Source organism: Hymenobacter lapidarius, assembly GCF_001816145.1.
In the GTDB taxonomy this organism is placed as follows: Bacteria; Bacteroidota; Bacteroidia; order Cytophagales; family Hymenobacteraceae; genus Hymenobacter; species Hymenobacter lapidarius.
This window is the reverse complement of sequence record NZ_MDZB01000112.1, coordinates 19,272-30,191: the sequence shown is the minus strand read 5'-3', so window position 1 is coordinate 30,191 and position 10,920 is coordinate 19,272. Positions and strand designations below refer to the sequence as shown.

General features: G+C 55.9%; 12 protein-coding genes. 7 read left to right on the top strand and 5 right to left on the bottom strand.

Annotated features, from left to right (window positions below):
* Positions 1–526: hypothetical protein (locus BEN47_RS21480; protein ID WP_158010995.1), on the top strand; the 526-nt coding region annotated here is incomplete at its 5' end.
* Positions 527–826: 300 nt separating this feature from the next.
* Here BEN47_RS21480 and BEN47_RS12340 read toward each other — a convergent pair.
* Both BEN47_RS12340 and BEN47_RS12335 read right to left on the bottom strand, forming a co-directional pair.
* Positions 827–1,612, bottom strand: coding sequence for a Fic family protein (locus tag BEN47_RS12340; RefSeq protein ID WP_070728718.1), 786 nt, complete (start codon positions 1,610–1,612; stop codon positions 827–829).
* Positions 1,609–1,911 carry a hypothetical protein gene (locus tag BEN47_RS12335; protein ID WP_070728717.1) on the bottom strand — a complete coding sequence of 101 codons (303 nt, stop codon included), beginning with the start codon at positions 1,909–1,911 and terminating at the stop codon, positions 1,609–1,611. The genes BEN47_RS12340 and BEN47_RS12335 overlap by 4 nt, the downstream gene beginning before the upstream one ends.
* Before the next feature lie 171 nt (positions 1,912–2,082).
* On the opposite strand from BEN47_RS12335, the gene BEN47_RS12330 reads away from it, so the two are divergent.
* Complete coding sequence (locus BEN47_RS12330) at positions 2,083–2,826, top strand: ParA family protein (protein WP_070728716.1); 744 nt, start codon at positions 2,083–2,085, stop codon at positions 2,824–2,826.
* A gap of 14 nt (positions 2,827–2,840) precedes the next feature.
* Positions 2,841–3,341, top strand: a complete 501-nt coding sequence (locus BEN47_RS20985) for a hypothetical protein (protein ID WP_125921654.1) — start codon at positions 2,841–2,843, stop codon at positions 3,339–3,341.
* A gap of 542 nt (positions 3,342–3,883) precedes the next feature.
* Here BEN47_RS20985 and BEN47_RS12325 read toward each other — a convergent pair.
* Positions 3,884–4,798, bottom strand: a complete 915-nt coding sequence (locus BEN47_RS12325) for a replication initiation protein (protein WP_239691586.1) — start codon at positions 4,796–4,798, stop codon at positions 3,884–3,886.
* Between the two features lie 1,158 nt (positions 4,799–5,956).
* On the opposite strand from BEN47_RS12325, the gene mobV reads away from it, so the two are divergent.
* Both mobV and BEN47_RS12315 read left to right on the top strand, forming a co-directional pair.
* On the top strand, positions 5,957–7,897 hold the full coding sequence (gene mobV, locus BEN47_RS12320; RefSeq protein ID WP_083322377.1) for a MobV family relaxase: 1,941 nt from the start codon (positions 5,957–5,959) through the stop codon (positions 7,895–7,897).
* Between the two features lie 291 nt (positions 7,898–8,188).
* Positions 8,189–8,476 (top strand): hypothetical protein, encoded by a 288-nt coding sequence (locus BEN47_RS12315; protein ID WP_070728714.1) that lies wholly within the window; start codon positions 8,189–8,191, stop codon positions 8,474–8,476.
* A 165-nt stretch (positions 8,477–8,641) separates the two neighbouring features.
* On the opposite strand, the gene BEN47_RS12310 is transcribed toward BEN47_RS12315, so the two are convergent.
* Positions 8,642–9,115: an HNH endonuclease gene (locus tag BEN47_RS12310; protein ID WP_070728713.1), complete on the bottom strand. Its 474-nt coding sequence runs from the start codon at positions 9,113–9,115 to the stop codon at positions 8,642–8,644.
* 241 nt (positions 9,116–9,356) lie between these two features.
* On the opposite strand from BEN47_RS12310, the gene BEN47_RS12305 reads away from it, so the two are divergent.
* Together BEN47_RS12305 and BEN47_RS12300 are read left to right on the top strand one after the other, a co-directional pair.
* A complete protein-coding gene (locus tag BEN47_RS12305) occupies positions 9,357–9,539 on the top strand; it encodes a hypothetical protein (protein WP_070728712.1) in 183 nt (60 codons plus the stop codon).
* A gap of 121 nt (positions 9,540–9,660) precedes the next feature.
* Positions 9,661–10,251 (top strand): Riean_0653 family protein, encoded by a 591-nt coding sequence (locus BEN47_RS12300; protein WP_070728711.1) that lies wholly within the window; start codon positions 9,661–9,663, stop codon positions 10,249–10,251.
* A gap of 60 nt (positions 10,252–10,311) precedes the next feature.
* Here the strand turns inward: BEN47_RS12300 and BEN47_RS12295 are convergent, their stop codons facing one another.
* Complete coding sequence (locus BEN47_RS12295; RefSeq protein WP_070728710.1) at positions 10,312–10,515, bottom strand: hypothetical protein; 204 nt, start codon at positions 10,513–10,515, stop codon at positions 10,312–10,314.
* Positions 10,516–10,920: the final 405 nt, after the last annotated feature.

Sequence of the window (10,920 nt, the reverse complement as noted above, 5' to 3'; positions counted from 1 at the left end):
GCTGCTCCCCGGTTGCGCGCCGCCGGACCCGACCACCGCGGCCGGGGCGGCCCCCGCCGCCACGCCCCCCGCGTTTCCGTTCGGCCACCGGGTGGATTCGCTCAACGGCATCGCCGGCCACCGGTTCGGCGAGCCCCCGAGTGCCTTCCCCCGGTTTCACCTGGAGCTGCCCACCATGGACTTTCCGCTGCGGAGCTACACGTCCGGGGACCCCACGGGCTGGTTTGGCCAGCACCGGGCGCAGGTGCCCGACCAGTACTATACCTTTTTTTACGACCAATTCTTTGCCTTCGTGGCCCAAGGCGACCCGGCCGTGCTTAAGTCGGAGGCCACCCGCCTGTTCGGCGCCGGCCGGGCGCAGGGCCCCCACCAGCTCCTCTGGGAGGGGAAGCAGGCCCGGGCCGTGTATTCCGAAAAAGTCGTTGGCCGAGGCCGCGAAGGCCGCCTGGACGTGGTGAGCAAGCCCTTGGAAGCCGCCCTGGCGGCGAAGCAGTACCCGGGGGATAAGGCCGAGAATGCCCAATAGGGCGCTGGAAAATACCCCTGTTGTTTTCCCCTAATCCTTTCACTCCCTCCCGATGTAACCCCTCACCGCTGACCCTGCGGGCTTCGAGGGCCGCGTCATCCCCTACCACTGGGCCACGCCCGGCTAACACGCGCAGGCCGTGCGCTGGCTCGCGCAGCAGCCCCACCACCACTTCCTGCCCTTGGCCGTGGAGGTGTGGAGAGCATCAAAAAGAGTCTCAGTAATATTGGTAACACCAATAACATTAATAATACCAGTAATATTGGTAATACCGATAACACTATATTGGTGATGTTGGCCTTATTGCGGTGTTGGGGGTGCAGTTGCCGATAGTTGGTAGACCAACGACTTGCTGTGCTGGCCCCGCATAAAATCAAAGAAAACCGTCAGGTCCTCCGCGATGCGGCTTTGTTCTAACGCCGCGAAATAGGCATGCCGGTCTTCGCGAAACACAATGGTCAGCGGCTGGGCGTAGTACCGCTGCACATAATTCATGAGCAGCCGCGATGTGCGCCCGTTGCCGTCGTTGAAGGGGTGAATGCTCACCAGGCGCTGGTGGGCCTCAAAGGACAGCTCCAGCTGCTCGCGCAAGCTGGTGGCCACCGGCATCCGCTCACGCAGCTCGCCGGTGAGCGCGGCCACTAGGGCGGGTACCTTTTGGGCGTTGGGGAAGGAGCTGGCGCCAACGATGAACACGTTGCCCCGGCGCAGGTCGCCCTGCGTGGGGTCCACGGTGCCCAGGGCCGTGTTGGTGGGCCGGCCGGTGGACCGCATCACGGCCGCCGCCAGCTCGCGCAACAAAGCCGGCCCCGGCAGCTGCCGCGCATCCGCCCGCTGCAACGCCAGGTCTAGGGCCAGGGCGTGGTCGCCCAGCATGTCGTAGCCGGCCAGGGGCTTGCCCGGGCCCAGGGTAGGGGCTGCCCCGAGTAGAAAGTCAAACGCTTCGAGCACCGTTACGCGGGAGCCCTCTATCATGGTCGAGTGCGCCGACACCATGACGTGGCTGAGCTGCTGGCTGGTCTGCTGCCGCTCGGCCGGCAACTGCTGCACCTGCCGGGTCAGACGCTCGATTTCCTCCCAGCTCATGCTGCCTGCCGGAGCGTAGCGGCCCGCAGCGCGGCCACGTCCACGGTGGCCAGGGGCAAGGGGGCAGCCAGGCCCGTCCCATGAATTAGGTCTGCCGCCCATGCCGCCAGGTCGGCCGCGTAAATCATGCGCCGGCCGGTCTCGTCCTGGTACTCGGTTTTGCCCGTCATGAACGTCTCCAGGCCGGGGCGCAGGGCCGCCGGTACGTCGGCCAGCGCCTGGTCACCCAGTGACGGATTCAGGAGCCCGTTCAGGTAGTCCCGGAGGGCCTGGTAAGCATCTTGGGTGGATGGGGTCATAATAAGCAGGCCAAATAGGCTGCACGGGCAGTAATCAAAAGTAACAATTTCAGCCTTATTTAACCCTATTCCCAAGCAACACTATGAACGTAACACTGGTAATACTAGTAATATCTGTAACACCAACACGATAAGTAACACGGGTAATACTTTTATGCCTACTTTCGCTGCATGAGCAAGATTCTGGCGTTTACAAACCAAAAAGGGGGGGTGGGCAAAACCACGTCCACGGCCAATGTCGGCGCTGGTCTGGCCCGGGCCGGTCAGCGGGTGCTGCTGGTGGACCTGGACCCCCAAGCCAACCTAACCAAAGGACTGGGCCTTCTCGATGCCGAGCACAACGTGTACGGTGCGCTGCTGGGCGAATACAAGCTCAAAGCTTACTCGTTGCGGGAGAACCTGGCACTGGTGGCGGGCTCGCCGGCGTTGTCCGGCTTTGAGAAGGTGAAAGGCGACGAGCTGGACCGGGAGTTTCTACTCAAGGAGTTGCTTGAATCCGTGCGCGAGCGCTGCGACTACATCCTGCTCGACTGTCCCCCGGCGTTGGGTCTGGTTACGCTCAATGCCTACACGTGTGCCCAGGCCCTCTACGTGCCGCTGGAAGCCCAGATGTACGCCGCCGATGGACTGGAGAAAGTGTTGGAGCTGGTGGGCAAAGTACAGCGGCGCCTGAACCCCGGCTTATCGGTGGGCGGCATCTTCTTTACGCGGCACGATAGCCGCAAGGTGCTGCGTCGGGAAACCGCCGAGGAATTGCGAGCCCTCCATCCGGGCCTCGTGCTGACCAGCTTCATCCGCGAGAGCATCGCCCTGGGCGAGGCGCCTCACTTAGGCAAAGACATCTTCTCCTACGCCCCGCAGAGTGCCGGGGCAGCCGACTACCAGGCGTTGGTAGCTGAAATCCTCACCCGCTAATTCGTTCGCTCCTCATGGCTAAGACATTCAAAAACCTGCCCCGTCCCGGTGAACCAACTATTCCCAAGCCCATTTCGGAACGCGACTTTTTCGACCTTACCGATGAGCCAGTGCCCGTAAAAAAGGCAGTGGGGCAAGCAGAAACGGCGCGTAATACTAGTAACACCAGTAACAAAGGTAATATTGGTAACACTAGTAATAGTGGTAACATTACTGCTTCTGACAGTCCCCGCTCGGAGACGTCACCTGGCGTCGTTGCTGTTGCGGAGTCCGAGGGTGTGCGCCAAACATTCGTGTTGGGCCGCGGCCACTTAGAGCAGCTGCGGGATTATGTCCATGCTCGTCGCGCGCAAGGCGACTATACTTACTCACAGAAGCAAGCACTACAGGAAGCATTGGATTTGCTGTTTGCAACTGGCGCTCCCGTGGCTCCCCGTCCAGACCAGACCCGTGAGCAAGAACAGCAGCGTCGGCAACGGATTCAGCAAGGGCGGCGGTCGGGGGTAAGCCAGTAGTGTCCTAGCTGAGCTACCGAGGCAGGGCGTCGTTAATAAAAGTCCGACTTTTCCTTGCCTTCAACGTCGGCTCGGCACATGCACAAGGTTGGCGGCTGGTAGTAAGCTAAGTGCTCAACTGGTGCTTTCACCCAATAATCTTTCTATTTGAGAGTACGCCTGATAAGGCAGAACCTTGTAGCGGCTTCCGGCAATAGGCGGGCTCACAGCATGAGTGGGAATACTACTCAAAAAGAAGCAAAGAGCTAATTGCTGTTTGAATAGAAAAAGAGGGGATGAATATCAAAAATCATGCCATATCATGGTAAAAGAAACCTTTGATAACTCACTTTCGGGGCTTTTTATAAAATATATTCTGTCGAGCTATACAGGGTGTCCCCTTAGCTCCCCTACTAGTTGTTTAAATAACACTACAACCGGGGCCGTATGATGCGATAGGTATAGAACCTATCTGCCTTTGCTTTTTGGTGATGAATCGAACAGAGGGCCGTTGGTGGCCTTTTTTAGGCCAAGTGTAGTGAGCAAAAACCCGGAAAGGGAGTTTACTTTAGCATGTCCGCATGTCCGCCCTTTTTCAACTCGTGAGCAAATTTATTGCAGGCAATCACGTGGGCAGGATTGCTCAAAATTGACTTTACTAGGTTATCCTCCACAATATTGAGCTGAGCCAGTAGTCTTCTAACATTATCTATTTGGTGGGTGGACTGGGTGGAGGATTCTATTTCATCCATGGCCATCGTGAAAGGGGCGGATTGCGCAACGGCTTGAGTTTTTATCTTGAATTTGATGTTGGTGAAGCTTCGCCCCACCTTTTCCAATTTATAGCTGATAGCAAGATTGGTTGACTCACTTACCTGACGGACAGCGATATCCAGTACTTTGCGTTGAAACATTGCAACAGAAGAATATTCTTCAACGCCTTTATCACTCACTAAGCCAAGGGTTTTTTTTAAGGATAGTATCGTTTGAGAAGGCGTTTCTCCCTTATCCTGCCATCGACTGCAAATGGTGTATATGCGTTTGGCATGCTTGCTGGTAAGACTTAGGGCTGCAAGTAACTCGAAGGAGGTGAAGTTGTTATTCAGTTCGAAGAGGTACGGAATGGCAGGTTCAGTGAATTCAATTCGAATTCTGCCAGTACCCAGAACGTAGTCAACTCGCTTGAACATCCACAGCTGTCGAAACACTTGCTGCCCTAATTCATCTACGGTTTCAATCTCAAAAGCACGGTTGCCCATTGCTTGAGTAGCTAAACGCAACTGCTTGTAGTTGTACTGCTTACCTGTTAGCTCGCCCATGTGTTGTACGTGAACTTCATGAACCGTATCAGTCTGATTCTTGCGCAGCTTGGAAAGCAAATAGTAAAAGATATCAAGCTGAAGTTCAGTGTATTCATAGCGGGCATTAGTCAGCGCGTTATGATGACGTACCTCAAGTGCTGAGATGGTAGCTTTCATGAAATTGACTAAGGAAGACACAATATTAGTCAATAGAAACTTTTTAAAAGAACTGTTTCAGTTAATAGTTTCCTTTCCCTTATGAAAGGTTTCTTTTCCCCTTATGAAAGGTTTCTTTTAGCTTATCAATAGTTTCCTTTCCCTTATGAAAGGTTTCTTTTAGCTTATCAATAGTTTCTTTTGCATAAAGTATATGACTGTTAATCAAATAATTATGGAGCTCTCAAATAGAAACAAATAACTAAAAATATCACAAGTTGTGATGTAAAAGGCTTTTAAGAGTTGTTCTAACTGAACGATTGGCATGAGACAAACAAAAACAACAAAATACTAGAAGCCAGTAATTTGCGCGCATTTTATAAAGTATATATTATTAGTAATTAACAGTTTATAAACTTAATTGTTGAGCTTATGTACTGACTTGAACTAAGCAGGGCTAACAAATACTAAGGCTGGTTAAATGGGTAACGTACCTGATGGTCTTTGAGGGGCCATATGGTAGCAAGGGTAAGACGAAAGCGATTAAGGGTACAGAAGAGCTAAAAGAACGCGCAAGACGAACGAGCGCCGACAAAGTCATACGATGGTGCTTGAGGAACTTATCCATGACGAGGGAGGGCTTAAAACACATGCACTGGGTAAAAAGCTATTAACGACACTGGCGGTGCCAAAGCAACTCTGAGGGTACAAACACGGAAAAAAGCTGTCAAGAGCATCTTTCCAATTATTGTACTCTTCTTGGTCTAGTGCTTAGGGACGGATAAGCGGGGAATACTAGAATGTTGCCTTTGCTACGGAGCCGGAGAGGGAGTTGTGTGTAGGGTCGAAGGAAACTAGTAAGGGCAGAAAGCTTGGGGTCCAGATGCGTCGAGCAAGGTTCGCAGTGGGGCCGGGATGAGAAATTTGGGCGGGCTGGGAATTGATACTGGCAGACAGTAGTCTGTTAAAAATAGTAGGGTTTGTACCACTTCTTACAATCTAGCAAAATGGGAGAGGCAGCCAGAAGGAGGGCGACCACGGACGGTTAAATTAGGTGAGCTATCAAAGGCTAGTGCAGGCAGGTAGGAATAACGCAATGGAAAATCAGGAGAGTTTAGCGATGTTGTCGTAGCTTGTCAGAAAAGTAGGGTCTAGCTCGTTCTGGGGTGTTACAGGCGAATGTCCAAACGCCATAACATAACACACTATGGCAGTTCGACAGGGCTGCGCCCCATCGAACTGCCGTGCGCCCTGCGGGGCTTTTCCCCTTGCCACTGCCTTTTTCCCAACCGTATGTCCGACACGAACACTGAGCCACCCCGCGCCATTGGGCGGATTAACAAAGTCTCCAAGCAAGGCGAGGCGGAGGGCAAGTTCAAGCACAACTACCGGCTGATGAACACGCCCAATGCCGATGCCGAGCGAACAGGCCGGCTGAACCAAGAGCTGATAAACACTGACCATCGCGACTATTGGACACTGGCCAATGAACGCATTGACGAGGGCATAGCCAAGACCGCGCGCGGCAAACCCCGGAAGGTGCGCGATGACCAGGTGCGGTTCGTGGAGTTTCTTTTAACGGCCTCGCCCGAGTGGTTCAAACGCGACGAAAAAGGGCAAGCCGAGGATATGCGCGGGAGCAAGTGGGTGACGGATAACTTAGATTTTTTGAAGAACAAGTACGGTGAGAAGAACGTCGTTTCATTCACCCTGCACCAGGATGAAAAGACGCCGCACATTCACGCCGTGGTCGTTCCGCTCACGAGCAAGGGTCACCTCTCCGCAGACACATTATTCAATCCCATAACTCTGAAACAGCTGCAAACCGACTACGCCAAGGCAATGGCCTCGCACGGATTGGTAAGGGGCGTAGAAGGGTCGAGAAGGCAGCACTTGGATATGAAGCAGATTTATGGCCGCCAGGATAAGACGGCGGCCGAGCTAAGTAGCGAACTGGGCAAACCAGTGGCCACCCAGGCGGCGAGGGAAATAGTGCTGGACAAGGTGCCCACTCTGGGCTATAAGTCCGACGAATGGCGGGACAAGGAGCAAGCCCGCATCAATGCCGACCTTGTGCGCCAAGTGCTGGAAGCCAACGAGCGCACCGAGCAGGCCAACAAACGGGCTCAAGAGGCCATCCAGTATGCCATCGCGAACGCGGGGGCCCAAGAGCAAGTGGAAGTGCTCCGGCGGCAGTTGACCATCTCAGAAGGGATAAAACAGGGCAATTTTGACCAAACACGGGCCGAGCGGGCGCAGCTGGACGAGCTAGCCATGCGGTTGGCCGCCGGGGAAGAAACGCCCAAAAGCATTCTGGAAAGGGGCCGGGCGGCACTTGACAGGGCATTCGAGGAAGTGGAGCAGGGCCGGAAGAACATCGACCACCTAAAGGAGAAAGCTGACCAGGCCGATAAAAAGGGGGAGTACGAACGAATAGCCGAATTACGAGCCCCCGAAAAAGGCCTCATCGCAATAGCCGCGAAACGCCAGAATGAGCTGGAAGCGAACTTTCGGGGCTTTCCAGGTGGAGCAGAGCGATTGGACAAGCTCGATGAGCAGCAGGCCCAGGAGCGCGAGGACCAGAATAAAAAACTGGCTGACCAAGCCGAGAAGGACAAGCAGGACCGCGAGCAGAAATTGGCCGACCAAGCCAAGCGCGAGCTGATGCGAAAGCTAATTGCCGAGGATGATAAGCGGCTAAAAGACGAGCAAGAAGCGCGCAGAGTAGCCCAACACGAGTTGTCCGTGATGGACAAAGCGATTAGCCATTGGAAAATATACCCAGGAGACTTAACGGCCTGCTTAATAGTGCCAGAGGGAAAGGCCGAGGCAGTGGAAAAAGCCTTGACCATACCGGGCAGTTCGTATGCGTCCCCCATGTTGGTTCAAGGCGAACCACACCGTAGCGATGGCCTGAAGGCGGTATACGTGCATTACGAAGCCAATTTTGCTTCTAAAATCGGGGTGCATTTCAGCCGGATTCGAGAGATAGGGGGCGAAGTGTACGAGCACACTGGCATGCAGGCCCGGCGGGAGCAGCTGCAAGCCCAGCCCCAGCAGAAAATCCAGGAGCGCGAGCAGGAGCCAACAAAAAGCAAGGGCTTTAATATCGGCGGCTGATTTTAGCGCCCCGCGAGAATCCTTTCCCCCTTGATTAACTTTGGGTACTCCCGTTTCATAGAGTAGAAGTCTGGGTGTTCCACCACCCGCTTCAAGGCCCCCCAGTTGTTCCCGCAGCCGGGGGGCTCTTTATGAGCAGAGTGCCACGTCGGCAACAGGCCGTGCCGGAAGTAGGGGTTCTTCTTCCAAAAAGGCGGCTTTACACGCTAAGCCCCAGCGAGGTTTACAGCCGTGTGTGGGATGCAAGCGTGTGCTAACTTCCATCGTTTTTCCTACTCGCTGCCCCCTTCCATGCCCAAGAAAGCACGGCGCCCTGCCGCACGTGAGCACGCCCAGCAGAGCGACGGGGCCGAACAGCAACAGGCGTTTGCCGCCCTGCTCTACGGCCATCGGCTCACCCACTTGGCCGTTGTCAAAAAGCCCCGCAACCCCGACGCGCTGGAAGTTTACGAGGAAGTGATGGACACGTTCGACGTGGACCTGACCTTCGACAACGGCCTGGTGTGCCGGGTGCGCAGCTACTGGCTGCCCGAGTCGATGGTGAGCTGGGGCGTCAATATTTGGCAGCCGGAAGAATAGGACTTGGCTGGCGCATACCGCAAGTCCTTATTGAGCAGCAGCTCGCTCCCCCTGCACGCCGGGGAATCGGCCGTTACCAGTCTGATTTTCGGTCACCCGCTTTGCTATTTTCCAATCGGGCTTAGCGTGTAAATCCGCCCTTTTGGAAGATGAGCTTAGAAGAGGTCAGCTTATTTCCGGCCAAGCTGGGGGTAGGGGCTCGAACTTCCCGGCCTGCCGGTTTGCTTCAATCAGGCGCAATGCCTCCTGACGCTGCGCCAGGCGCTGGGCTTGCTTTACCTGGGAGCGAGCCGTCTGCTCCGCCCGCAGTTCGGCCCACTGGCGTAGCAGCTCGGCACGGCCCGCGGCGGTCTTGAGCAGGGCCAGCAGCTGCGCTTCTTCCGCCGCTTTCTGCCAATTGCACGGCTTGCACAGCACCTGGAGGTTGCCACGGGCGTTGGTGCCCCCCAGGGCCCGGGCCAGCTTGTGGTCCACCGTCAGGTTGTCCATCGTCTGGCAGTGCGCGCAACGCTGGCCCTTTTGCACGATAATCTGGCGCCGTTGCCTGCTGGGGATGCCGCTGCGGGTGTTCACGATGACCCCCGGCTCCCCACGTAGCCAGTTTTGCGCTTCGAGGAGTTGGTGCAGGTAGCGGTACACGTGGTGTTGTTAAAGAAGTAGGGAAAAACCTCCGACCCGGCCGCGTTACCGCTGGAATGCAGCTGGTAAAGCATCCATACGCCGGTAGAGTCGGGCTGCCAGATACGCTTTTGGGAAGCCCGACGAATGCAAAAACGCGGATATGATGGCATAGGACCGTGCAACCTTGTTTTGCACCGCGCTGCACTTGCTAATTTAATTAGTGCCACTTAAATTAGCATAAAAATTATTCTTATCCGCTATGGCAACCGTAAAACTGGACCGCGAAGACGCGCCCTCGTACGACGAGGCATACGACGTAGACTACGAAGACCCGGGCCACCCCGAGGTGGACGAGGGGGCACACGTCGAGTACCCCGAGGGGTTTGCGGACGAGGACGCCGAGGAAAGCAGCCAGGAATGGCGGCCCCGCAGCCAGAAATAGCCAACAGCACGCGCTTTTTTGGTTGTCATCGAACGGCCGGCACGGGGCCGCAGACCGACCGGTAGCGGCGAACGGCGGACAGTATATGTTTGCAGCTGCGCCCGTTCCCTTGCTTCCCGTCATGCCATTCCGCCCCGCCGTTCTGCTGCTCTTGCCCCTGCTGGGCCTAACCCAGTGCCTCATGCAGGGCGAAGGAGCTTACCCAGTCCAGCCGATGCCGGCCGCTACCCAAACCGGTGCCAATACCGCCGGCTGTTTCGTGGACGGCCAGCTCTGGGTCGCCCATTACTATAACACCACGATTGGGGCCGTCAACCCCAAGCCCGTCTATGCCTGGTGGAACAACGCCTCGATGGGCGGCCCCATCCTTTCGCTGAACTTGCTCAAGGACAATGCCGACCAAACGCTGGTGCATCACGACACGTCCCTGAACATCGAGCTGCCCGGCATCACCCGGTCCGGCACCTACGTGCTCGACCTGCGCCCCAGCACCCGGGGCCATGGCCCCAACGGCTACGCCTCGTTCACGCTTCGCAAGTCCACCCCCGACCAGGAATTTCTGACGGATGCCCAGCACACCGGCACGCTGGTCGTCACCCGGTTCGACACGATTTCCCGCGTCGTATCGGGCACGTTTGCGTTTACGGCCCGCCATGCGGCGACGGGCACCGTGGTGCGCGTCACCGACGGCCGGTTCGACGCCACCTTGTAAGCGACATTCCCCGAATACGAACCTTTCTCTAAACAGCCGGCCAGGCGCGTTTGATGAGGTTTAAGCCTTTTGCCAGCGCTCGCTGAACTCCTGCTTGCTGCAGTACATCCAGCGCTTGGAGACCGGGTTGACGATGACCACTTCGGCCGGGCGCGCATCGTCGGCTTCGCTTGTGCCCAACTCCAGCTCGTAGTCGGTGCCGTGCCGGAACCCGGCATAGCCGTCCATGCCCCGAAACGTGTATGTCTTCTTCTGAAACTCCATGACCCAAAGGTAGGATTCCAGCTGAAACCGTTTCGACCGTTTGGGTGAACTCATTTCTCCTGACTTGGAGCCTATTCAAATAGGTCGTCATGCAGAGCGAAGCGAAGCATCTCTACCACGAGCGTAAACCCTTCGATTGAGTTAGTTACGCGGTAAAGATGCTTCGCTTTGCTCTGCATGACCGTTCTTTTTTCAGCCTATTTGGATAGGCTCTTAGCTTGACTTTAGCCTTTTTGGGCAATGGGGGCTTTCAGGCGGTTCAGCGTTTGCAGAATGACATCGGGTTAAACAGCCCTCTACGAGGCTTTCCAGCAGCTTTTTTCGCCACTTGTAGCCGCTGTCAGATTGGTGAGCATATCGACCGGGGAATTTTGGCAGGTCGCTACCTAGCCCAGACACGCTAAA

What these genes read in the sequence shown, in the direction of transcription:
- BEN47_RS12335 (WP_070728717.1), bottom strand. Translation starts at nt 1,911, where the DNA reads ATGACCCCATCCACCCAAGATGCTTACCAGGCCCTCCGGGACTACCTG.
- BEN47_RS12325 (WP_239691586.1), bottom strand. Translation starts at nt 4,798, where the DNA reads ATGAAAGCTACCATCTCAGCACTTGAGGTACGTCATCATAACGCGCTG.
- BEN47_RS12295 (WP_070728710.1), bottom strand. Translation starts at nt 10,515, where the DNA reads ATGGAGTTTCAGAAGAAGACATACACGTTTCGGGGCATGGACGGCTAT.
- mobV (WP_083322377.1), top strand. Translation starts at nt 5,957, where the DNA reads ATGTCCAAACGCCATAACATAACACACTATGGCAGTTCGACAGGGCTG.
- BEN47_RS20985 (WP_125921654.1), top strand. Translation starts at nt 2,841, where the DNA reads ATGGCTAAGACATTCAAAAACCTGCCCCGTCCCGGTGAACCAACTATT.
- BEN47_RS12340 (WP_070728718.1), bottom strand. Translation starts at nt 1,612, where the DNA reads ATGAGCTGGGAGGAAATCGAGCGTCTGACCCGGCAGGTGCAGCAGTTG.
- BEN47_RS12315 (WP_070728714.1), top strand. Translation starts at nt 8,189, where the DNA reads ATGCCCAAGAAAGCACGGCGCCCTGCCGCACGTGAGCACGCCCAGCAG.
- BEN47_RS12330 (WP_070728716.1), top strand. Translation starts at nt 2,083, where the DNA reads ATGAGCAAGATTCTGGCGTTTACAAACCAAAAAGGGGGGGTGGGCAAA.
- BEN47_RS12300 (WP_070728711.1), top strand. Translation starts at nt 9,661, where the DNA reads ATGCCATTCCGCCCCGCCGTTCTGCTGCTCTTGCCCCTGCTGGGCCTA.
- BEN47_RS12305 (WP_070728712.1), top strand. Translation starts at nt 9,357, where the DNA reads ATGGCAACCGTAAAACTGGACCGCGAAGACGCGCCCTCGTACGACGAG.